The organism is Mesorhizobium sp. M8A.F.Ca.ET.161.01.1.1 (assembly GCF_004792105.1).
Taxonomy (GTDB): domain Bacteria; phylum Pseudomonadota; class Alphaproteobacteria; order Rhizobiales; family Rhizobiaceae; genus Mesorhizobium.
In genome coordinates this window covers 237842-259121 of sequence record NZ_SRTD01000008.1, presented here as the reverse complement: position 1 = coordinate 259121, position 21280 = coordinate 237842, and the positions used below count along the sequence as shown (strand labels likewise).

At 64.1% G+C, this 21280-nt stretch carries 19 protein-coding genes; 7 read left to right on the top strand and 12 right to left on the bottom strand.

Features of this window, described 5'->3' with window-relative positions; genetic code table 11:
• Positions 1–76: 76 nt before the first annotated feature.
• The 9 genes from EN804_RS21055 to EN804_RS21020 all read right to left on the bottom strand — a co-directional run bounded on the left by EN804_RS21055 (position 77) and on the right by EN804_RS21020 (position 9386).
• Complete coding sequence (locus tag EN804_RS21055) at positions 77–1480, bottom strand: alpha/beta fold hydrolase (protein WP_245525112.1); 1404 nt, start codon at positions 1478–1480, stop codon at positions 77–79.
• The gene (locus EN804_RS38070; RefSeq protein WP_246693458.1) at positions 1450–1629 is read right to left on the bottom strand and encodes a hypothetical protein; all 180 of its coding nucleotides are present in this window, start codon (positions 1627–1629) and stop codon (positions 1450–1452) included. Before EN804_RS38070 ends, EN804_RS21055 begins: the two co-directional genes overlap by 31 nt.
• 111 nt (positions 1630–1740) lie before the next feature.
• The gene (locus EN804_RS21050; RefSeq protein ID WP_135882945.1) at positions 1741–2052 is read right to left on the bottom strand and encodes a formate dehydrogenase subunit delta; all 312 of its coding nucleotides are present in this window, start codon (positions 2050–2052) and stop codon (positions 1741–1743) included.
• The gene (gene fdhD / locus EN804_RS21045; protein WP_135921154.1) at positions 2042–2872 is read right to left on the bottom strand and encodes a formate dehydrogenase accessory sulfurtransferase FdhD; all 831 of its coding nucleotides are present in this window, start codon (positions 2870–2872) and stop codon (positions 2042–2044) included. Before fdhD ends, EN804_RS21050 begins: the two co-directional genes overlap by 11 nt.
• Positions 2873–2874: 2 nt before the next feature.
• Positions 2875–5787 carry a formate dehydrogenase subunit alpha gene (fdhF, locus tag EN804_RS21040; RefSeq protein WP_135921152.1) on the bottom strand — a complete coding sequence of 971 codons (2913 nt, stop codon included), beginning with the start codon at positions 5785–5787 and terminating at the stop codon, positions 2875–2877.
• Between the two features lie 10 nt (positions 5788–5797).
• Entirely contained in the window at positions 5798–7354 is a 1557-nt protein-coding gene (locus tag EN804_RS21035) for an NADH-quinone oxidoreductase subunit NuoF (RefSeq protein ID WP_135921150.1), read from the bottom strand.
• On the bottom strand, positions 7351–7830 hold the full coding sequence (locus tag EN804_RS21030; RefSeq protein WP_127276423.1) for a formate dehydrogenase subunit gamma: 480 nt from the start codon (positions 7828–7830) through the stop codon (positions 7351–7353). Before EN804_RS21030 ends, EN804_RS21035 begins: the two co-directional genes overlap by 4 nt.
• A gap of 134 nt (positions 7831–7964) precedes the next feature.
• Positions 7965–8864, bottom strand: a complete 900-nt coding sequence (locus tag EN804_RS21025) for a LysR family transcriptional regulator (RefSeq protein WP_127276421.1) — start codon at positions 8862–8864, stop codon at positions 7965–7967.
• A gap of 144 nt (positions 8865–9008) precedes the next feature.
• Positions 9009–9386 (bottom strand): VOC family protein, encoded by a 378-nt coding sequence (locus tag EN804_RS21020; protein WP_135921148.1) that lies wholly within the window; start codon positions 9384–9386, stop codon positions 9009–9011.
• Between the two features lie 222 nt (positions 9387–9608).
• Between EN804_RS21020 and EN804_RS21015 the strand changes: the two genes are divergently transcribed.
• The 3 genes from EN804_RS21015 to EN804_RS21005 all read left to right on the top strand — a co-directional run bounded on the left by EN804_RS21015 (position 9609) and on the right by EN804_RS21005 (position 12503).
• Complete coding sequence (locus EN804_RS21015; protein WP_135862208.1) at positions 9609–10250, top strand: DUF47 domain-containing protein; 642 nt, start codon at positions 9609–9611, stop codon at positions 10248–10250.
• Positions 10251–10252: 2 nt separating this feature from the next.
• Entirely contained in the window at positions 10253–11257 is a 1005-nt protein-coding gene (locus EN804_RS21010) for an inorganic phosphate transporter (protein WP_127870681.1), read from the top strand.
• A gap of 76 nt (positions 11258–11333) precedes the next feature.
• Positions 11334–12503: an Mrp/NBP35 family ATP-binding protein gene (locus EN804_RS21005; protein ID WP_127276413.1), complete on the top strand. Its 1170-nt coding sequence runs from the start codon at positions 11334–11336 to the stop codon at positions 12501–12503.
• A 17-nt stretch (positions 12504–12520) separates the two neighbouring features.
• Here the strand turns inward: EN804_RS21005 and EN804_RS21000 are convergent, their stop codons facing one another.
• Positions 12521–12970 carry a carbon monoxide dehydrogenase subunit G gene (locus tag EN804_RS21000; protein WP_135921146.1) on the bottom strand — a complete coding sequence of 150 codons (450 nt, stop codon included), beginning with the start codon at positions 12968–12970 and terminating at the stop codon, positions 12521–12523.
• A 151-nt stretch (positions 12971–13121) separates the two neighbouring features.
• On the opposite strand from EN804_RS21000, the gene EN804_RS20995 reads away from it, so the two are divergent.
• The 4 genes from EN804_RS20995 (at position 13122) to EN804_RS20980 (ending at position 17833) form a co-directional block, all read left to right on the top strand.
• Positions 13122–14927: an IlvD/Edd family dehydratase gene (locus EN804_RS20995; protein ID WP_135862204.1), complete on the top strand. Its 1806-nt coding sequence runs from the start codon at positions 13122–13124 to the stop codon at positions 14925–14927.
• 232 nt (positions 14928–15159) lie between these two features.
• Positions 15160–15978 carry a sulfurtransferase/chromate resistance protein gene (locus EN804_RS20990; protein WP_135862201.1) on the top strand — a complete coding sequence of 273 codons (819 nt, stop codon included), beginning with the start codon at positions 15160–15162 and terminating at the stop codon, positions 15976–15978.
• Positions 15975–17366: a chromate efflux transporter gene (gene chrA / locus EN804_RS20985; RefSeq protein WP_135862199.1), complete on the top strand. Its 1392-nt coding sequence runs from the start codon at positions 15975–15977 to the stop codon at positions 17364–17366. The genes EN804_RS20990 and chrA overlap by 4 nt, the downstream gene beginning before the upstream one ends.
• 68 nt (positions 17367–17434) lie before the next feature.
• Positions 17435–17833: a hypothetical protein gene (locus EN804_RS20980; protein WP_127276403.1), complete on the top strand. Its 399-nt coding sequence runs from the start codon at positions 17435–17437 to the stop codon at positions 17831–17833.
• A gap of 19 nt (positions 17834–17852) precedes the next feature.
• On the opposite strand, the gene EN804_RS20975 is transcribed toward EN804_RS20980, so the two are convergent.
• On the bottom strand, positions 17853–19439 hold the full coding sequence (locus EN804_RS20975) for a trimethylamine methyltransferase family protein (protein ID WP_135862197.1): 1587 nt from the start codon (positions 19437–19439) through the stop codon (positions 17853–17855).
• Between the two features lie 192 nt (positions 19440–19631).
• Entirely contained in the window at positions 19632–21125 is a 1494-nt protein-coding gene (locus EN804_RS20970; protein ID WP_015314107.1) for a PLP-dependent aminotransferase family protein, read from the bottom strand.
• Positions 21126–21280 lie beyond the last annotated feature (155 nt).

The following is a 21280-nucleotide window of genomic DNA, read 5'->3' as shown; positions in this document are numbered from 1 at the left end:
ATCCGCGTGGCCTGCATGGGGGAGATTGATAGCGCTTACATCGGTATGGCCGCTTCGCCCGAAAGCGCCATGGCTCTCATGGCCCGTCCGGGCCAGCGTGCCTGATTGAAAATGCCGCTGCCGCCGCTCGCGATGGCAGGTCGAGCTTGAGCAGTATGTTGGCGACGTGGCGCTTGACCGTGTGCTCGCTCAGCCTGAGTTCAGCGGCGATCGCCGCATTGCTCTTGCCATCGGCGATCAAATTCACGACTTCGCTCTCGCGTGTGGTCAGGCAAGCCGGCTCGGTCGCCCTGGTCTTCGGCCGGCACGCCGGCTCCAGGTGCTGTTCGGACATCGCAAGTACGAGCGCCAGCGGCTCCTCCAACTCGTCGATGTCGACACGCCCGCGATCGACGAAATGAAGTCCCGAGCCGACTGCCAGATCGGCGACCAGCCTCGACGCCAATATCTCGCCGCGCCCTGCGTGAGCAGCGAGTTGTATCGTCACGCGGCCCGTCAATCCTGCTGGGGCCCCACGCGATTCGATCTCGCCGACATGCGCCCCTTGCGCGCTTGCCACCCCGATTTGCTGCGCCGCGTCGCGTAGCGCCGCCGCGCAGCGTAAGGCACGCCCCGGGCCGTCGAAGCGCGAAATCATCATTTCGCCGTGCATGTCCGCGCAGCGCCCGCCATGGCGCGCCACAAGTGTCCGCCATGTTTCGTGGAAATGCTCGCTGCGTTCGCTCCACATCCTGTCGCCCAGCCGTGCAGTGTCGTAGATGCGTGTCACCAGAAGGGCGGCCAGGACGCGCTCGGCTCCTGCCACGGCGCGCTCGCCGGTCAGGAATTCTTCGATCAGGTCGGCCACCCGGTCGACATCGCCGGTCCAGATCGGATGGTCGCGCCCTGGAATCTCGACCAGCCGCGCATTCGGGATTTTCCTGGCCAGGAAGCGGCTGGCGTCTGGATCGACCCGCGCATCGTTGCGGCGATGGATCAGCAGCGTCGGCGCCCTGATCGCCGCCAACACTCCACGTATATCGATTTCCGCATTCATTCGCGCGAGCGCCGCCGCTGCCGTCGGGCTCGCCGACAGCCGCTCGAAACGGGCCCACCACTGGGTAAAATGCGCGTCGTCGACCCGGCCCGGCGCGAAATTCGGCAAGGTGGCACCGGTGCCCCAGGCAGTCTCGGCCGTAACGATGAAGGCGTTGAGGCGTTCCGGCGGCATCACCCATTTGTGGAAATGCGCATAGCCGCCATAGAGCGCCAGGGCCCGCGTCCGCTCCGGATAGGTGGCGGCGAACAGCATCGCCAGCGGCGCTCCCTCGGAAGCGCCGAGCAGTGCGGCACGGCCGCTGCCGACTGCGTCCATCACCGCGCGCACATCATCCATGCGGGTCTCGAGGCTGGGCAGGTGATGGACATCGACGCGGTCCGAGAGACCCGTACCGCGCTTGTCGAACAGGATCAGCCGTGAGAAGGCCGAAAGCCGCCGCAAGAGTCTGGTATAACCTCGTCTTCCCAATGCAGGTCGAGATTGGAAATGAAGCCGGGGACGAAGACGAGGTCAAACGACCCCTGCCCGACCACCTGGTAGGCGATCCGCACCTCGCCGCTAAGGGCGTAACGGGTCTCGATCGGCCTCACGAGGTTGTCCGCCCGGCCTGACGATTTCTGATCGCCAACCATAGCAGAGCCGCGCCGGGTGCGGCAGCCTAAACTTTAGCGACGCGGAATATAAACGGCGCGGCCCGGCGGCTATTTTTGCGAGGCTGCGACGTCGGCCGGGAAGGCCTTGAGGCCGAGCTTGAGATCGGCCTCTGCCGGGGTGATCGGCCGCTTGATCCTGGCCGAGGCGACCACAACCAGTTCGTCGAACCCCTCACCGCCGCTGTCCAGCATCTCGAAGAACTGGCGCCGCATCCTCGGCTCCCAGAACTTGTTGATGTGCTCGGCGACGCCGGCAATGCCTTCCTCGCGTGGCCTGGAGTGGAAAAAGGCGGCGATTTGGTTGGCCATGCGCACCAGCTTTTCTCTGGTGCTCATGATGTGGTCTTCGTCATGCGACATGCTGGGCAACTCCGGAGATCACCTGGTCAGGGTGGGTAAAAACATCGAAATCGTCGCCGCGCACCAACGCCACCAGCGTCATGCCGGCTTCCTGCGCCGTGCGGATGGCAAGTGCGGTGGGCGCGGAAACGGCGATGATGAAGGCAGAACCGATCGCCGCCGTCTTCTGCACCATCTCGACCGAAACACGGCTGGTCACCACGACAGCGCCCGATGCGCCATCGATATTGGCCTTGGCCAGCGCGCCCGCCAGCTTGTCCAGCGCATTGTGGCGACCGACATCCTCGCGCGCCATGACGACGCCCTTGCCGGGCACGTAGAAACCGGCGGCGTGCACGGCCCCCGTCTCGGTATGCAGTGGCTGCACCTTCGACAACAGCTTGACCGAACGGGTGATGTCTTCGGCCTCAAGCGTAAGTTTCGACGCACCGACCGCATCGACCGAGCGCATTGCTTCCTCGATGGATTCGATGCCGCAGAGCCCGCAGCCGACCGGTCCGGCAAGCCGCCGCCGCCGCGCCTCGAAACGCGTATTGGCCTGGTCCTTCAACCGGATCTGGATGTCGATGCCGGCGCCGTGATCTTCCACTTCGATGGCTTCGATCTCTTCTGGCTCGGCGATGATGCCTTCGGTCAGCGAAAAGCCGAGCGCGAAATCCTCGAAATCGGCTGGGCTCGCCATCATCACCGCATGCGTGGTGCCGGCAAAGGAGAACGCTACCGGCGTTTCTTCAGGCACCATGCGGTTGGCCGCGGCCGTGCCGCTGGCGCGATGCGCCAGCCGCGAAATTTGCGTTGTCGCTTTGCGGCGCGCGGCCAAGACTACTCCGCCGCCTGCAGCGGAGCGATACGGCGGCTCTGCTTGGCCTGTTCGTCATAGTCGCGCTGCCATTCGGACGGGCCGTTGGAGGCGCCGACCTGCACCGCCGTCACCTTGTACTCCGGGCAGTTGGTCGCCCAGTCGGAAAAGTCGGTGGTGATGACGTTGGCCTGTGTGTCGGGATGGTGGAAGGTGGTGTAGACCACGCCCGGCGACACCCGGTCAGTGATCAGCGCGCGCAGCGTCGTCTCGCCCGAACGGCTGGTCAGCCGCACCCAGTCGCCATCGCGCAGGCCACGATTTTCTGCGTCGTGCGGATGGATTTCCAGCCGATCCTCGGAGTGCCACTTCACGTTTTCGGTGCGCCGTGTCTGCGCGCCGACATTGTACTGGCTGAGGATACGGCCGGTGGTCAGCAGCAGCGGGAAGCGCGGTCCGGTTCTTTCGTCCGTCGCCACATATTCGGTCCGGATGAACTTGCCCTTGCCGCGCACGAAGCCGTCGACATGCATGATCGGCGTGCCGAGCGGCGCCTTGTCATTGCAGGGCCATTGCACGGAGCCGACGCGGTCGAGCAGGTCGAAGGAGACATTGGCGAAGCTTGGCGTCGTCTTGGCGATCTCGTCCATGATTTCGGCCGGATGCGTATAGTTCCAGTCGAGACCGATGGCGCGGGCGAGCTCCTGCGTCGCCTCCCAATCGGCGTAGCGCGCCTTCGGCTCCAGCACCTTGCGCACCATGTTGATGCGGCGCTCGGCATTGGTGAAGGTGCCGTCCTTCTCGAGGAAGGTCGAGCCGGGCAGGAAGACGTGCGCGTAGTTCGCCGTCTCGTTGAGGAAGAGGTCGTGCACGACCACGCATTCCATGGCGGCAAGGCCGGCGGCGACATGCTTGGTGTCGGGATCGGACTGCAAAATGTCCTCGCCCTGGATGTAAATGCCCTTGAAGGAGCCGTCGACGGCGGCATCCAGCATGTTGGGGATGCGCAGGCCGGGTTCGTCGTCCAGCTTCACGCCCCACAGGCTCTCATAGATGTCGCGCACCGCGTCGCCCGAAATGTGCCGGTAGCCCGGCAGCTCATGTGGGAACGAGCCCATGTCGCACGAGCCCTGCACGTTGTTCTGGCCGCGCAGCGGGTTCACGCCGACGCCGGGCCGGCCGATATTGCCGGTGGCCATTGCAAGGTTGGCGATCGCCATCACCGTGGTCGAGCCCTGGCTGTGCTCGGTGACGCCGAGGCCGTAATAGATCGCGCCATTGCCGCCCTTGGCGTAGAGGCGCGCGGCACCGCGGATCAGCTCGGGATCGACGCCGGACAGCTTACCCACGGTTTCGGGGCTGTTTTCCGGCAGGGCGACGAAGGATGCCCAGTCCTGGAATTCCGCCCAGTCGCAGCGCTCGCGGATGAAGGCTTCGTCGAACAGGCCTTCGGTGACGATGACATGCGCCAGCGACGTCAGCACGGCGACATTGGTGCCGGGCTTCAGCGGCAAATGGTAGTCGGCTTCGACATGCGCCGACTTGACCATCTCGGTGCGGCGCGGATCGAGCACGATCAACTTGGCGCCCTGGCGCAGCCGCTTCTTCAGCCGCGAGGCGAACACCGGGTGCGCGGACGCCGGATTGGCGCCGATGATGACGGCGACGTCGGTGAATTCGACCGAATCGAAGTCCTGCGTGCCGGCCGAGGTGCCGTAGGTCTGGCCGAGGCCGTAACCGGTCGGCGAATGGCAGACGCGCGCGCAGGTGTCGACATTGTTGTTGCGGAAGCCTTGCCGCACCAGTTTCTGGACGAGATAGGTCTCCTCATTCGTGCAGCGCGAGGAGGTGATGCCGCCGATCGCGGTGCGGCCGTACTGGTACTGGATGCGGCGGAATTCCTTGGCCGTATGGGCGATCGCCTCTTCCCAGCTCACTTCGCGCCAGGGATCGCTGACCTTTTCGCGGATCATCGGCGACAGGATGCGGTCCTTGTGCGTGGCGTAGCCATAGGCGAAGCGGCCCTTGACGCAGGAATGGCCGTGGTTTGCCATGCCTTCCTTGTAGGGCATCATGCGGATGACTTCGTCGCCCTTCACTTCGGCCTTGAACGAGCAGCCGACGCCGCAATAGGCGCAGGTGGTGACGGCGGAGCGCTCCGGCAGGCCCTTTTCGAGCACGGTCTTCTCGCGCAGCGCATCGGTCGGGCAGGCCTGCACGCAGGCGCCGCAGGACACGCATTCGGAAGCGATGAAGTCCTCGTGCATGCCGGCGACCATGCGCGATTCGAAGCCGCGACCCTCGATGGTCAGCGCGAAAGTGCCTTGCACCTCTTCGCAGGCGCGCACGCAGCGCGAGCAGACGATGCATTGCGCCGGATCATAGGTGAAATAAGGGTTGCTCTCGTCGCGGGCGATGTAGTCGACCGCCAGCGAGCCATGGCCCGGCGCGACGCCATTTTCTTCCTTGACGTGGTTGCGGCCCTCGACGCCGTAGCGGTTTTCGGTCAGGCCGACGGACTTCGCCACCACATCGAACTCGCTGGCGCCGGTTCCGGCCTTCTCGTTCCAGCCGGTAGGATGGTCGGAGACATAGAGTTCCATGACGCCGCGGCGGATGGCGTCGAGCCTGTCCGACTGCGTACGCACCACCATGCCTTCGCCGACCGGCGTCGTGCAGGAGGCCGGTGTGCCGCCGCGTCCTTCGATCTCGACGAGGCAGACGCGGCAGGAACCGAAGGAGTCCAGCATGTCGGTGGCGCAGAGTTTCGGGATTTCGACCCCGCCTTCCATCGCCGCGCGCATGATCGACGTGCCTTCCGGCACGCTGATGCTGCGGCCATCGACGGTCAGCGTGACCTGTTTCTCAGCCTTCGATTGCGGCGTTCCGTAATCGAGTTCTTCGATGAGCGTCGGGAAGTCGGCCTTGATGTTCATCTGCCAGCTCCTATTCAGCAGCCACGCGCGCCGGCGCGGGCTTGAAATCCTCGGGGAAATGCGTGATCGAGCTCATCACCGGGTAGGGCGTGAAGCCGCCCAGCGCGCAGAGCGAACCGAACTTCATCGTGTTGCAGAGGTCTGTGACCAGAGCGAGGTTCTTCTCCGGCTCGATGCCGGCGGCGAGCCTGTCGATGGTTTCCACGCCTCGCGTCGAGCCGATGCGGCAAGGCGTGCACTTGCCGCAGCTTTCGATGGCGCAGAATTCCATGGCGAAGCGTGCCTGCTTCAGCATGTCGGCGGTATCGTCGAAAATCGTGATACCGGCGTGGCCGATCAGTCCATCGCGCTTGGCGAATTCTTCGTAGTCGAACGGCGTGTCGAACAGCGCGCGCGGGAAGTAGGCGCCGAGCGGGCCGCCAACCTGCACCGCCTTGACCGGACGTCCGGTGGACGTGCCGCCGCCGATATGGTCGACGATCTCGCCCAGCGTAAGGCCGAAAGCGGTTTCGAACAGGCCGCCTTGCTTGACGTTGCCGGCGATCTGGATCGGGATCGTGCCGCGCGAGCGGCCCATGCCGAAATCCTTGTAGAAGGCGGCGCCCTTGTCCATGATGATAGGTACGGAAGCCAGCGAGATGACGTTGTTGATCACCGTCGGCTTGCCGAACAAGCCTTGGATCGCGGGCAGCGGCGGCTTGGCACGCACCACGCCGCGCTTGCCCTCCAGGCTGTTGAGCAACGAGGTTTCCTCGCCGCAGACATAGGCGCCGGCGCCGACGCGGATTTCCATGTCGAAGGCATTGGGCGAACCCAGCACATTGACGCCGAGCACGCCGTGCTTGCGGGCAATCTCGACGGCCTTGTTCATTGTTGCCACCGCGTGCGGATATTCCGAGCGGATGTAGACAAAGCCCTTGGTCGCGCCGGTGGCGATGCCGGCGATCGCCATGCCTTCGATGAGCACGAAGGGGTCGCCCTCCATGATCATGCGGTCGGCGAAGGTGGCGCTGTCGCCCTCGTCGGCGTTGCAGACGATGTATTTGCGTTCCGATGTCGTATCGAGCACCGTCTTCCACTTGATACCGGTCGGGAAGCCGGCGCCGCCACGCCCCCGCAGTCCGGAGTCGGTCACTTGGCTGACGATGTCGGCGGGCGCCATGGCCACTGCATTCTGCAGGCCTTTCAATCCGCCGAGCGATTTGTAGGCATCGAGCGACAGCGGGTCGTTGATGCCGCAGCGCGCGAAGGTCAGCCGTGTCTGCTTGGCGAGGAACGGGATCTTGTCCGGGGCGCCGAGCCAGCGCTTGTGATGCCCGCCCTTGAGGAAGCCGCTGTCGAACAGGCTCTTCACGTCAGACGGCTTCACCGGCCCGTAGGCGACACGGCCACTGGCTGTCGCCACTTCGACCATCGGTTCGAGGAAATAGGCGCCACGCGAGCCGTTGCGCACGATCTTGGCCTCGATGCCGCGTTCGGCGAGTTCGTTTGCGATCGCCTTGGCGACCTTTTCCGCGCCCAGCGCCAGCGCGCCGGAATCGCCGGGAATATAGATGCGGGGGGTCATGAGCGCACCTCTGCTACGATCTCGTCGATCTTTTCGTCATCGAGCCGTCCGATTACCTCGCCGTCCAGCATCGCCGACGGCGAACAGGCGCACAGTCCGAGACAATAGACCGGCTCGAGCGTAACCGATCCGTCACGCGTGGTCTCGTGGAAATCGATACCGAGCAACTGCTTGATCCTGGCGGCGACCGCGTCCGAACCCATCGACTGGCAGGCTTCCGCCTGGCAGAGCTTGAGCACGTGCCGGCCGGCCGGGCGGGCGCGGAAGTCGTGATAGAAGGTGACGACGCCGTGCACCTCGGCCCTGGACAGGTTCAGCCCATCGGCAATCACGGGCACGGCGTCGTGCGGTACGTGGCCGAACTCTTCCTGAATGCCGTGGAGGATCGGCAGCAACGGACCCTCGAGGTCCTTCAACTCCTGGATAATCGCCGCAGTGCGTGACGCGATCTCGGTACTTGCAGGCTGCATCGTCATGCAGCGCCCTCCCTGGTCGATAGCTTTTAGCGCTAAGTCTTTACAAAATCAGAGGAAACCCGCGAAATCAATAAAGCGGTTTCGTTGCTCGATAGAAAATCTCTATCGATGGGCTTCAGCTAGCATTGTCTAGCCTAGCGGTGCGCCCGGAAATCGTCTGCCAGCGCCATCGCCTCGTCCAGCAGCGCCTGGACCAGCGGCGTGTGCGGCTCACGCGGTGCGGCGACCAGCCCGACCGTGTGGCTGGCATCGGGCTCGACGATCGGAATGGCCCGGATCGGTTCGGAAAAACCGAATGTTTCCGCAAGGTTGAGCGGCATGATCGATGACCATTTGCCGGTTCGGATGTGCGAAAACAGCACGATCATCGAATTCGATTCCAGCGTCGGCCGCACCTGCACGCCGGCTTCGGCCAGGTGCTGGTCGATGATGCGGCGGTTCTGCATGTCCGGCGTCAACAGGCAAAGCGGCAGCTGGCTGATCTCGGCCCATGTCACTTTGTCGCGGTCGGAATAGGGATTGCCGATTGCGGTGATCAATTGGTAGCGCTCGTCATAGAGCGGCACGCTGGTCACCCGTCCCAGCGGTTCGTTGTCGAGATAGGTGATGCCGGCATCGACATCGAAATTGCCGAGCAGCGAAAGCACTTCGATAGAGGTTCGCGACAGCACCGAAAAGGTGACACCCGGGTGCTTGTCTCGAAAGGGCGTCGTCAATCTGGCCACCATGGCCAATGCTGTCGGGATGGCGGCAATACGAATGCGGCCGGAGAGACCGTGGCGCGCCGCCCGCATTTCCTCGCGCATGGTCCTGGAGTCGCCGACGATGCGGCGCGCCCATACCAGCACCTGCTTGCCCTCCGGCGTCAGGCCCTGAAAGCGCGAGCCGCGCAGGACGAGCATGACGCCGAGCTGGCCTTCCAGTTGCTTGATGCCGGCCGACAGCGTCGGCTGGGTGACGCCACACACTTCCGCGGCCCGGCCGAAATGCTCTTCCCTGGCCAGCGCGATGAAGAATTCCAGCTTGTCGATCATTGGCGGAGGCTATCCGGCGCGGCGGCGGCGCGCCAGATGGTGCCGTGCTCAATCATCCAATGCATGTCGCCCAAAAGTGACTTCGGTTTTGGGGTGACGGCATGCATAGGAAAACTCTCGCGCCGCGCTGCCCGATCCCGGGATTTACCGGTCCACGAGATTGAGGATATTGCCGTCCGGATCCTTGAACCATGCGACTTTCATGCCGCCGCCGACATGGAGGTCACCCTCCATCGTCAGGCTGGGCATGTCGTAATGCTCGAAGGTGACACCCTTTGACCTGAGGGCGTTGACGACATCGGCGATTTTGTCGCCGACCATCCAGGTCACCGCAGTCGCCTTGTTGGTCCCCGCGAATTTGGAACGATAGACATTGATGGTGGTGTCGCCGCTTTTGTACACGATCAATTCGCCGCCCTCATCGTGCACCTGTTTCAGGCCGAGCGTCCCCTCATAGAAAGCCTTTGCCTTGGCAAGGTCCCTGACCGCGAGATTGGCTGTTGCGTTGCTGTTTTCAAGCATGATCGTCTCCTTTCCTGGTTGTTCCCTCGTCATTGAACTGCGTCGAACGTGCCATTTCTGAAGTAGGGCCGCCCAGCCGCTTGACGAGCGTCAAGGACATGCGCCCTTGCTGCAAGTTGTGCCTTCAAACGGCGCCGATCCACATCTTTCAGCCGGTTTACTGTTTCCTGCGGCCGCGTGCGACGCTATGTGGATGCAACTGGTGCGCAGGGAGGGACGAACATGCTGGGCTGGTTCCGCAAGCTGTTGCCGCGCGAGGATCGCTTCTTCGACCTGTTCGAACAGCATTCCCGTACCGTGGTCGCCGGCGCCGAGGCACTCCAGTTGCTTCTCCAGGGCAAGGATATCGAACGCAGGTGCCAGGAGATCATCGATCTCGAAAACGAGGCGGACGACATAACCGCGCAGGTGCTGCTTGCGGTGAGGCGGTCTTTCATCACGCCTTTCGACCGCGGCGACATCAAGGATCTGATCCAATCGATGGATGACGCCATCGACACGATGCACAAGACCGTCAAGACGGTGCGGCTGTTCGAAAAGCGCGAATTCGATCCGCTGATGCAGGAAATGGGCGGCGTCATCGTCGACACCGCCAAGCTGGTCGCGGAGGCGATCCCGCTGCTCGCCAAGGTCGGCGCCAACAGCACACGCCTCAATGAACTCGCCGAGGAGGTCATGCGTGCCGAGGGCCGGGCAGACGACCTGCATGAGCAGGGTTTGAAGGATTTGTTCAAGCACCACAATGGCGGTGATGCGATGGCCTATCTGATCGGCTCGGAAATCTATGGCCAGCTTGAGAAGGTGGTCGACCGTTTCGAGGACGTCGCCAACGAGATCAGCGGCATCGTCATCGAGAACGTCTAGCGATGGAAGCGACCATCGCCTTTCCCCTGCTCGTCGGCCTCGTCGCCGTGGCGCTGTTCTTCGATTTTCTCAATGGCCTGCACGACGCGGCCAACTCCATCGCCACCATCGTCTCCACGCGGGTGCTGCGGCCGCATTATGCGGTGCTGTGGGCGGCCTTCTTCAATTTCATCGCTTTCCTGTTCTTCGGCCTTCATGTCGCCGAGACCGTCGGCAAGGGCATCGTCGACGTCAGTGTCGTCACCCCGGCGGTGATCTTCTCGGCGCTGGTCGGCGCTATTGTCTGGAACATCGTCACCTGGATCGCCGGTATTCCGTCGAGCAGCTCGCACGCGCTGATCGGCGGGCTGGTTGGGGCCGGGGTCGCAAAGGCGGGCTTCGGCGCCATCGTCTGGTCGGGCCTGGGCAAGACGGTCGCCGCGATCGTGCTGTCGCCGGCAACCGGTTTCGTCCTGGCGCTTCTCCTGGTCCTGGTGGTTTCATGGCTGTTCGTGCGACAGACGCCATTCGCTGTCGACAGCACGTTTCGCGTCCTGCAGTTCTTTTCGGCCTCGCTCTATTCGCTCGGCCATGGCGGCAACGACGCCCAGAAAACCATGGGCATCATCGCCGTGCTGCTCTATTCGCAAGGCATGCTCGGCACCTCGTTCTATGTACCGCTGTGGGTCGTCCTCACCTGCCAGTCGGCGCTGGCGCTGGGCACGCTCTTGGGCGGCTGGCGCATCGTCCACACAATGGGCTCGAAGATCACGCGCCTCAATCCGATGCAGGGTTTCTGCGCCGAGACCGGCGGCGCGATCACCCTGTTCGCAGCCACCTGGCTCGGCGTCCCGGTCTCGACCACGCACACGATCACCGGTGCCATCATCGGTGTCGGCGCGGCTCGGCGTATCTCGGCCGTCCGCTGGGGCATCGCCGGCAACATCGTTGTCGCCTGGGTCGTCACCTTGCCGGCGACGGCGGCGATTTCCGCTCTCACCTACCTGGCGCTCAGCCTGGCCCGGTGATGTCGCGGCGTGGCGCTTGGAGCCGTCCGCGTTCTGCACTATGTGAGCTGCAGCCGAACGCCAGGGAATAACCGCCATGTCCATTACCAAGGAAATCGTCACCGAGCGCCTGAAGACGGTGAACGGGCCGGATTTCACCGGCAACATCGTCGACCTCGGCATGGTTTCCGAGATTTTCATTGCCGATTCGAAAGTGTTCTTCTCGATCACCGTTCCCGCCGCGCGCGCCCCGGAGATGGAGCCGTTGCGCGCCGCCGCCGAGCGGGTGGTGAAGGCCATTCCCGGCGTTGCCGGCGCGGTCGTCGCGCTGACGGCTGAAAAGAAAGGCGGCGGCATGGAGGCACCGGTTCCATCGCGCCCCGCACCCAGGCCGGCACCGCCCGCCGCCGCACCGCGCGCGGCTCCGCATGCTCCTGCTTCGCAGAGCCACGGCAAGCGCGGTGTGCCCGGCATCGAGGCGATCATCGCGGTCGCCTCCGGCAAGGGTGGCGTCGGCAAGTCGACCACGGCCGTCAATCTGGCGCTCGGTCTTGCCGCCAATGGCTTGCGGGTCGGCGTGCTCGATGCCGACATCTATGGCCCGTCCATGCCCAGGCTGCTCAACATCCATGGCCGGCCGCAGACGGTCGACGGCAAGATCCTGAAACCGATGGAGAATTATGGCCTCAAGGTGATGTCGATGGGTTTCCTCGTCGATGAGGAGACGCCGATGATCTGGCGCGGGCCGATGGTGATGTCGGCGCTGACGCAGATGCTTCGTGAGGTCGAATGGGGGCGGCTCGACGTGCTCGTCGTCGACATGCCGCCCGGCACTGGCGACGCCCAGCTCACCATGGCCCAGCAGGTGCCGCTGGCCGGCGCCGTCATCGTCTCGACACCGCAGGACCTGGCGCTGATCGATGCCCGCAAAGGCCTCAATATGTTCAAAAAAGTCGATGTGCCGCTGCTCGGCATCGTCGAGAACATGAGCTACTTCCTCGCCCCGGATACCGGCAAGCGCTACGATATTTTCGGCCATGGCGGCGCGCGCCGTGAGGCCGAGAGGCTGGGCGTCACCTTCCTCGGCGAGGTGCCGCTGGAAATGGGCATTCGCGAGAGCTCGGACGCCGGCACGCCGGTGGTCGTCTCCAAGCCCGAGGGCGCAGAGGCGAAAATCTATCGCGATATCGCTTCCAAGGTCTGGGACAGGGTCAACGAGGAACGCGGCGCGGCCGAAGCGGCTGTGCCGAGCATCGTGTTTGAGTGACCCTCGAGGGGAAGGGATCAGCCGCCGACTTTCTCGCCGAATGCCGAAAAGAACTGTCCGGCCAGCTTCTTCGAGGTCGATTCGATCAGCCGGCTGCCGAGCTGCGCGATCTTGCCGCCGACTTCCGCCTTGGCCGCATATTTGAGGACCGTCGCGTCCGGCCCGTCGGCGGTCAGGGTGACATCGGCACCGCCCTTGGCGAAGCCGGCAATGCCGCCCTTGCCTTCGCCCTGGATGGTGTAGGCATGCGGGGGCTTGAGATTCTTCAGCGTCACTTCGCCGTTGAAGGTCGCCTTGATCGGCCCGATCTTCAGCACCACCGTCGCCGCCATCTCGGTCGCCGATTTCATTTCCAGGCTCTGGCAGCCCGGAATGGCGTCCTTCAGGACGGTTGGGTCATTCAGCGCTTCCCACACTTTCTGCACGGGTGCGGCGATACGTTCCTCGCCTTCGATCACCAAAGCCATCAAAACCTCCCCGATCGCCGATGTCGGATTGGTCGTAGCGCGCGGCTCGATAGCTGTCTATCGCACCAAAGTCCGGATTCAGATCACGCGTGCCCCTTGCCTGCATCCGCGCGTTGTCATATCGATTTGTCATACAAATACGGAGACCATGATGGCTGGCGCCCCTACGAAAAAGAAAAAGTTCCGCTCGCAGGAGTGGTTCGACAATCCCGACAATCCGGGAATGACGGCGCTTTATCTCGAGCGCTACCTTAATTACGGGCTGACACGCGCCGAGCTGATGTCGGGCAAACCGCTGATCGGCATCGCCCAGACGGGCTCTGATCTTTCGCCTTGCAACCGGCACCACATCGAGCTCGCCAAGCGCGTGCGCGAAGGCATCGTCTCGATGGGGGGCATTCCTTTCGAATTCCCCTGTCACCCGATCCAGGAGACCGGCAAGCGGCCGACCGCCGCCCTTGACCGCAACCTCGCCTATCTCAGCCTTGTCGAAGTGCTCTATGGCTATCCGCTGGACGGCGTCGTGCTGACCATCGGCTGCGACAAGACCACGCCTGCCTTGCTGATGGCGGCGGCCACCGTCAACATCCCGGCCATCGCGCTGTCGGTCGGCCCGATGCTCAATGGCTGGCACAAGGGCAAGCGCACCGGCTCGGGCACTATCGTCTGGGAATCGCGCCAGCGCCTGTCGGCCGGCGAGATCGACTATGACGAGTTCATGGACATCGTTGCCTCCTCGGCGCCGTCCACGGGCTACTGCAACACGATGGGCACCGCCACCACGATGAATTCGCTGGCCGAGGCGCTCGGCATGCAGTTGCCCGGTTCGGCCGCCATCCCCGCGCCGTACCGCGAGCGCGGCCAGATCGCCTATGAGACTGGAAAGCGCATCGTCGACATGGTGCACGAGGACCTGAAACCGTCCGACATCATGACGCGCAAGGCCTTCGAAAACGCCATCGTCGTCAATTCGGCGATCGGCGGTTCCACCAACGCGCCGATCCATCTCAACGCGATCGCCCGCCATCTCGGCGTGCCGCTCGACAATGATGACTGGCAGAAGGTCGGTCTCAAGGTGCCGCTCATCGTCAACCTGCAGCCGTCGGGTGAATATCTCGGCGAAGATTATCACCATGCCGGTGGCGTGCCTGCCGTGGTGGCCGAGCTGATGAAGGCCGGAATGCTGCCGCACCCCGATGCCCTGACCGTCAACGGCAAGTCGATCGGCGACAACTGCAAGGGGGTCGCCAACGAGAACACCGACGTCATCCGCACCGTGGCCGAGCCGCTGAAGGCCAATGCCGGCTTCATCAACTTCAAGGGCAATCTGTTCGATTCGGCGATCATGAAGATGAGCGGCATCTCGCCCGAATTCCGCGAGCGCTATCTATCGAACCCGAACGACCCGGAAGCCTTCGAGGGCAACGCCATGGTCTTCGATGGGCCGGAGGATTACCACGCCCGCATCGACGACCCGGCGCAAGGCATAGACGAGCACACCATCCTGTTCATGCGCGGCGCTGGCCCGGTCGGCTATCCCGGCGGCGCCGAGGTCGTCAACATGCAGCCGCCGGCCTACCTCATCAAGAAGGGTATCCACGCGCTGGCCTGCATCGGCGACGGCCGCCAGTCCGGCACGTCGGGCTCGCCGTCGATCCTGAATGCCTCGCCGGAAGCCGCGGTCGGCGGCGGTCTGGCGTTGCTCAAGTCCGGCGACCGCGTCCGCATCGATCTGAGGAAAGGCACCGCGAACATCCTCGTCAGCGACGACGAGATCACGCGGCGGCGCGCCGAGCTGCAGAAAGATGGCGGCTACCATTATCCCCAGCACCAGACGCCATGGCAGGAGATCCAGCGCGGCATGGTCGACCAGTTCTCGGCCGGCATGGTGCTGAAGCCGGCGGTGAAATACCAGGATGTCGCCCATACCATGGGCGTGCCTCGCGACAATCACTGATTATTCCACGGAATAGTCATCGATTATTCCTGGCTGGTCACGGATGAGGATGGACGAGGACCGGCGGCCTGATCGATCAGGCCGCCGGTCTGACGGCGTAGCCGGGAATGCTCCGTCCTTGACAAGACCGCCCAACAATTCCAACATCACCGCAAGGGGTGCATCGCGACCACCCCGTGAGGCGTCAGCCCAATGTTCGCGTCCAAGCTTCTCTTTTCAGGAGGTGGACGCCATGCCGTCAACAACCGAAATTACCGTACAGCAACTATCCCGTCTGGTTGGTTTGCCCGGCGCGCCTGTAATCGTCGATGTCCGCCTCGATGAGGACTACGATGCCGACCCGCGCCCGCTGCCGGCCTCGCACCGGCGCAACTTCAAGACCGTCTCGACCTGGGCAGCCGACCTTGCCGGCAGCCAGGTGGCCGTGGTCTGCCAGAAGGGGCAAAAGCTCTCGCAAGGCGTGGCCGCCTGGCTGCGGCACCAGGGCGTTGCCGCCGAATCCCTCGAAGGCGGTTTCGAGGCCTGGCGTGATGCCGGCGGCCTACTGGTCCACGCCGCCAAGATCCCGTTCCGCGATGAAAAAGGCCGCACCGTCTGGGTGACGCGGGCTCGCCCCAAGGTCGATCGCATCGCTTGCCCCTGGCTGATCCGGCGCTTCGTCGATCCGCATGCGGTCTTCCTCTTTGTCGAGGCGGCCGAAGTGCCTGCTGTCGCGGACCGCTTTCAGGCCGTGCCCTTCGACATCGACAATGTATTCTGGAGCCATCGCGGCGAACGCTGCACCTTCGACACGATGATCGAGGAGTTCGGGCTGGAATCCCAGGCACTCGATCGCCTTGCCACGATCGTGCGCGCGGCCGACACCGCCAGGCTCGATCTCGTTCCCCAAGCCGCCGGATTCCTTGCCGCCTCGCTTGGCCTGTCACGCATGTTCCGCGACGATCTGGAACAGCTGGAGGCGGGGATGGTTCTCTATGACGCGTTCTTCCGCTGGTGCCGCGACGCCACTGAGGAGACGCACAACTGGCCGGGCGGGGCGAAGCCAACATGAGCAGCCTCATTTCGGGAGAAAGTGCAGACATCGTCGAGGTGCCGGCGGTCCCGAGCTTCCGCGAAGCCACGAAACTCTGGGCGAAGATCGGATTGCTGAGCTTCGGCGGGCCAGCGGGGCAGATCGCGCTCATGCACAAGGAATTGGTCGAGGATCGGCGCTGGATCGGCGAGCAGCGTTTCCTGCATGCCTTGAACTACTGCATGCTGCTGCCCGGTCCCGAAGCCCAGCAACTCGCCATCTACATCGGCTGGCTGCTGCACAGGACGGCCGGCGGTCTCGTCGCCGGCATCCTGTTCGTGGTGCCGGGCGCACTCGTCATGCTCACCTTGAGCATCCTCTATGCGCTCTACGGCGATGTCCCGCTGGTCGAGTCTCTGTTCTTCGGCGTCAAGGCCGCCGTGCTCGCGGTCGTGGTCGAGGCGGTGATCCGCATCGGCCGCCGCGCCTTGAAGAACCGGGTGATGGTGGCGATCGCGCTTTGCGCTTTTCTCGGCATCTATGTCCTCAGCATTCCGTTCCCGCTCATCGTCCTGATTGTGGGATTGGTGGGATGGGCGGGAAACCGCGTCGCGCCAGCCCTGTTTTCCGGTGCGGCGCACGGCAAGAACGATGCTCCCGACATCAAGGGCGCGGTCGACCTGATGTTCGAGCGCGGCCAACTGGCCCATGCCAGACCGACAAGATGGCATGCGCCGCGCATTATCGCGATCTGGCTGCCGATCTGGCTCGGGCCGGTTCTGTTGCTCTGGGCGCTCACCGGGACAAACAGCGTATGGACGCAGATAGGCGGTTTCTTCAGCCTGATGGCGGTCGTCACCTTCGGCGGCGCCTACGCGGTTCTTGCCTATGTCGCACAGGCGGCCGTCGAATCCTTCGGCTGGCTGGCGCCCGGCGAGATGGTCGATGGCCTCGGGCTTGCCGAGACCACGCCGGGGCCGCTCATTCTGGTGTTGCAGTTTGTCGGCTTTATCGCCGCCTTTCGCCACTCCGGCGCGATAGGCCCGTTGTTTGGCGGATCGCTTGGAGCGCTGCTGACCTTATGGGTTACGTTCACGCCCTGCTTCTTCTGGATATTCCTCGGCGCGCCCTATATCGAGGCCCTGCGCGGCAACAAGGCTCTGTCGGCTGCGCTCGGCGCCATCACCGCCGCCGTGGTCGGCGTCATCCTGAACCTGGCTCTATGGTTTGCCTTGCACGTCATCTTCCACGACGTGCGCAAGTTGGGCCTCGGCATGAACGTGCCGGTGCCGTCGTCGATCGACTGGCGCGCCGCACTGCTGTCCTGCGCCGCCATGATTGCCATCCTCAGGCTGAAGGTCGGCATGCTGCCGACACTTGCCGGGTCGGCCCTGGCCGGCGTCTTGCTGCTGGCGGTGAGCGGATAGACGCCGGTCACTATCTTTGTATTCCGCCGGCCAACCACCTAACTGGTGGGAAAACGGATTGGACACTCATGGCGCAACGACGCTCTTCTCTTGGCTTTCTCGGCATGTTCGGCCGCTCGGGTGATCTGCGGCAGCTCGATGCCGCCTTGCGCGGCGCCGACCTGCATCCGGCCCTGGTGCCGGAGGGCGTAAAACTCACCATCGTCAATCTGATGAAGGACCACTGGCCCGAGGAACCGCCGCCGCGGGCCTATCCGCGGGTGGCGACCCTGTTCAGCTACTGCATCGCCGGACCGGAAACCTTCGAGCGGGCGCAAGGTCCGCAACAGCGGCTCGATGCGGAGCGCCGGATCGAGGCGGCTCTCGAAGCCGGCGACGGCCTCGATGCCCAGATCGTGCTGATGGCGCTGCACGCCAAGCTGATCAACGCCGAAGTCGTCGAACACTACGGGCTGGCAGCCGAGTAGACTGTTTGACGAGGAGCGGCTACCCGCCCATACCGCCGCGCGGCAGCTTGATCATGTCGCCGAAGCGGGCGCGCAATTTGTCGTCGAGCAGCTTCGGCACATGGCGCGGAAAGCGCTCGGCAAGGATGCGTTTCTTCTCGATGATCGCCCGCTGCAATATGTCGGGCCGGCCCTTCTCATTCCATTCCTTCGGCGAAAACCGGTCGCCAACGGCGGGATAGAAATATTCCGTCTGCATCAGCCGCAGCGTCTGCTCGTTGCCGAGATAGTGCCCCGGGCCTTTCAGGCAGACATCGGCGATGGTGGCGATCGACAGCGCTTCGTCGGTCACCTCGATGCCGCGCACGCAGCGCAGGCAATGACCGAGCATGTCGTTGTCGATGATCAGGCTTTCCAGGCAGAAGCCGAGCAGCGAGGCATGCATGCCGGCCGATTCATAGACCAGGTTGAGCCCGGCAAGGCCGGCCATTACGTCGGTGATGCCCTTTTCATAACCGGACTGGATGTCGGGCAGCTTCGAATCCGTCATGCCTGCGGCCGAGCCGCCCGGCAGGTCGTAGAATTGCGCCATCTGGGCGCAGGCGGCGGTCAGCACCGCCTGTTCGGCCGAGCCGCCCGACATGGCGCCTGTGCGCAGGTCCGATACGAACGGCCAGGTGCCGAAGATCGCCGGATGCCCCGGCTTGATGGCGTTGACATAGACCAGACCGGCCAGCACTTCGGCCACCGCTTGCACCACGGCGCCGGCAATCGCCGCCGGCGCTGTGGCGCCGGCCTGTCCGGCCGACAGCAGCAGGATTGGAATGCCGCCCTCGACGCATGCTTCGAGCACGCCGCAGGCATCCTCGGCGAATTTCATCGGCGGCACGACGAAGCAGTTCGAGTTCGACACGAACGGCCTGGCGCGGAAATTGTCCTCGCCGCCGGCAATCGCGTAGAGCATTTCGAGCGCCGGCTGCACGTTCTCGCGCACCGTGAACGAGGTGCCGACATGCTTGGACGTGCCCATCACGCAGGCGTAGAGCGTGTTGAAGTCCATTTCGAGCGGATCGGGAATGTCGCGCGGCACCATCGGCCGCTGAAAGAAATGGATGTTGTCGAGCCCTTCGACGATGCGGGCCGCGTCATAGATGTCCTGCAGCAGCGACTCACGGTATTCGCGCTTCTCGACATCGACCAGATGCACGGCGGCACCCGCCGTGCCGTAATGCACGCGCTTGCCCTGTATCACCATGTCGTGTTTGGGATCCTGGCCGTGCAAGGTGAAATTCCGTGCCGCCTTCTTGATCGTCTCGAGCACCAGCGCGCGCGGGAACCGGATGCGGCCGTCATCGCCATAGGTGGCGCCGGCCTGGGTCAGCGCCTCGATGCAGGAGGGGATGGCGTTGGCGAAGCCGACTGTCTCCAGAAGCGTCAGCACCGCTTCGTGGATACGCTCGCGATCATTGCCCTTGAGTGGTCCGTAGCTGCCGCCCTCGAGGCCGGCACGCACCGGTTTGATGTCGTCGGCGAGCGGCGCTGCCCGCATCGCGCGACGCGCTTCGCGCCCCCCGGAGCGGCGGGAGCGTTGATCCGCCGCGTCCTGCTTTTCAAGAACCACTGACATGGAAAACACTCCACCTTTCCTGAGAAACAGCGCGGCGGTTGGTCCACCATCGGCTGCTTCTTCCCCTTTGTGCCACGACTATGCCGCCGGCATTGGCACAGCCTATGAGCCAGCGGGTTCAGTCGAGTATGCCAGAGAAAAGGGAGCGGGAGCCGCTTGAAGGCGGCTCCCGTCAAAGGATCGAAGAATGGATCAGGCCGCGGCGGGTCTGCGGCCAGCGGCGGTGGCCAATTCCCGGATGCCGGGCTCGATGTGCTGCAGCGCGATCGAGGAAATGCCCAACCGCATGAAACGCGAAGGCTTTTCGGTACGGTCGAAGAAGCGGTCGCCCGGCTCGATGATGACGCTGCGCGAGGCGGCGGCCTCGGCCAAACCGCGGGAATCGGTACCCCGTGGTCCTTCCAGCCAAAGCGAGGTGCCGCCGGCCGAATCCGTCGAGCGCCACTCCGGCAAGAAGGCGGAAATCGCATGGACCAGGCGCTTGCGCCGCTCGTCGAAGGCGCTCGACAGCCGCCGCACCAGCGCTTCGTGATGGCCGAGCGAGAGGAACAATGCCACGGCGCGCTGGTTGTTGGCCGGCGGATGGCGCAGCATGAAACGGCGCAGCGCCCGGAGTTCGGCGATCAGTCCAGCCGAGGCCACGATGTAGCCAAGCCGCAGGCCCGGCGCCAGCGTCTTCGACATCGAGCCGACATAGACGACACGGCCGGAGCGGTCGAGGCTCTTCAGCGCCTGCTGCGGTGCCTCGTCGAGAAGCTGGCTGTCATAGCCGTCCTCGATGATGATCTGGTTGTGCCGGTTGGCGCGCGCCAGGAGGTCCTGCCGTCGCTCGGCCGACAGCGGCACCATGGTCGGGCAATGATGGCTGGGGGTGACGAAGACGAAGCCGGAATCATTGGGAATGGAAGAGGTTACGATACCCGACTGGTCGACCGGCACCGGCTCGATGTCGGCGCCCGCGAGGCGGAAGATCGAGCGTGCATCGGGGTAGCCCGGATCCTCCATCGCCACTTTCGAGCCCTTGGTCATCAGCAGCGAGGCCAGCATGTAGAGCGCGTTCTGGGCGCCCAGCGTGACGATGATTTCGTCGGGATTGGCGAAGATGCCGCGCCTGGGCAAGAGCCGTGCCTGGATCTGCTCGATCAGCAGCGGATCGTCGCGGTCGACCATGTCGGACGCCCAGTTGCGGATCTCCAGCACGGCCAGCGCCATGCGGTTGCACTCGCGCCACTCGGCGGTCGGGAACAGCGCCGGGTCGAACTGGCCGTAGACGAAGGGGTAGGACGACTTGATCCAGTTCTCGTGCTTGGCCGGCGGCGGCATGTCGCTGGCCGCGATCTGCCGGCGCGCCTTCCAGTCGATCTCGTTGGCCTGGTCGGGCGCCTTCTGGTGCGGCTTGGCGGGTGTCGCCAGCACGTCCGGATTGACGAAATGGCCGCGCCGCTCGCGCGCCACCAGGAAACCCTGGTCGACGAGCTGCTGGAAAGCCAGGACCACCGTTCCGCGCGCCACGCCGAGTTTCTCGGCCAGGATCCGGCAGGAGGGAAGCGGCATCGAAGCGGCGATCTGGCGGTCCAGAATGGCGGCCACGATGGCTTGGCGGATCTGCGCCTGGAGGGTTTGGCCGGATTCAGCCGAAATCCGGAACAGGCCGGACCATATCGCCGTGTCGTTTCTCTGTGGCATGGAAGATGTTCCTCGATGGCCAGCTTTTTTTGCTTGGCTGGACCAGCCGAACGTAACCGTGGCACAAGGGGTTGCGCCAATCAATTTTTCTGATCTTTGGGATTTATGCCAGTGATCCTTCAAGCTCGAAATAAGCCGCGGCCACCTCGCCACCC

What these genes read in the sequence shown, in the direction of transcription:
- EN804_RS21050 (WP_135882945.1), bottom strand. Translation starts at nt 2,052, where the DNA reads ATGTCGCATGACGAAGACCACATCATGAGCACCAGAGAAAAGCTGGTG.
- fdhF (WP_135921152.1), bottom strand. Translation starts at nt 5,787, where the DNA reads ATGAACATCAAGGCCGACTTCCCGACGCTCATCGAAGAACTCGATTAC.
- EN804_RS21035 (WP_135921150.1), bottom strand. Translation starts at nt 7,354, where the DNA reads ATGACCCCCCGCATCTATATTCCCGGCGATTCCGGCGCGCTGGCGCTG.
- EN804_RS21030 (WP_127276423.1), bottom strand. Translation starts at nt 7,830, where the DNA reads ATGACGATGCAGCCTGCAAGTACCGAGATCGCGTCACGCACTGCGGCG.
- EN804_RS21025 (WP_127276421.1), bottom strand. Translation starts at nt 8,864, where the DNA reads ATGATCGACAAGCTGGAATTCTTCATCGCGCTGGCCAGGGAAGAGCAT.
- EN804_RS21020 (WP_135921148.1), bottom strand. Translation starts at nt 9,386, where the DNA reads ATGCTTGAAAACAGCAACGCAACAGCCAATCTCGCGGTCAGGGACCTT.
- EN804_RS21015 (WP_135862208.1), top strand. Translation starts at nt 9,609, where the DNA reads ATGCTGGGCTGGTTCCGCAAGCTGTTGCCGCGCGAGGATCGCTTCTTC.
- EN804_RS21010 (WP_127870681.1), top strand. Translation starts at nt 10,253, where the DNA reads ATGGAAGCGACCATCGCCTTTCCCCTGCTCGTCGGCCTCGTCGCCGTG.
- EN804_RS21005 (WP_127276413.1), top strand. Translation starts at nt 11,334, where the DNA reads ATGTCCATTACCAAGGAAATCGTCACCGAGCGCCTGAAGACGGTGAAC.
- EN804_RS21000 (WP_135921146.1), bottom strand. Translation starts at nt 12,970, where the DNA reads ATGGCTTTGGTGATCGAAGGCGAGGAACGTATCGCCGCACCCGTGCAG.
- EN804_RS20995 (WP_135862204.1), top strand. Translation starts at nt 13,122, where the DNA reads ATGGCTGGCGCCCCTACGAAAAAGAAAAAGTTCCGCTCGCAGGAGTGG.
- EN804_RS20990 (WP_135862201.1), top strand. Translation starts at nt 15,160, where the DNA reads ATGCCGTCAACAACCGAAATTACCGTACAGCAACTATCCCGTCTGGTT.
- chrA (WP_135862199.1), top strand. Translation starts at nt 15,975, where the DNA reads ATGAGCAGCCTCATTTCGGGAGAAAGTGCAGACATCGTCGAGGTGCCG.
- EN804_RS20980 (WP_127276403.1), top strand. Translation starts at nt 17,435, where the DNA reads ATGGCGCAACGACGCTCTTCTCTTGGCTTTCTCGGCATGTTCGGCCGC.
- EN804_RS20975 (WP_135862197.1), bottom strand. Translation starts at nt 19,439, where the DNA reads ATGTCAGTGGTTCTTGAAAAGCAGGACGCGGCGGATCAACGCTCCCGC.
- EN804_RS20970 (WP_015314107.1), bottom strand. Translation starts at nt 21,125, where the DNA reads ATGCCACAGAGAAACGACACGGCGATATGGTCCGGCCTGTTCCGGATT.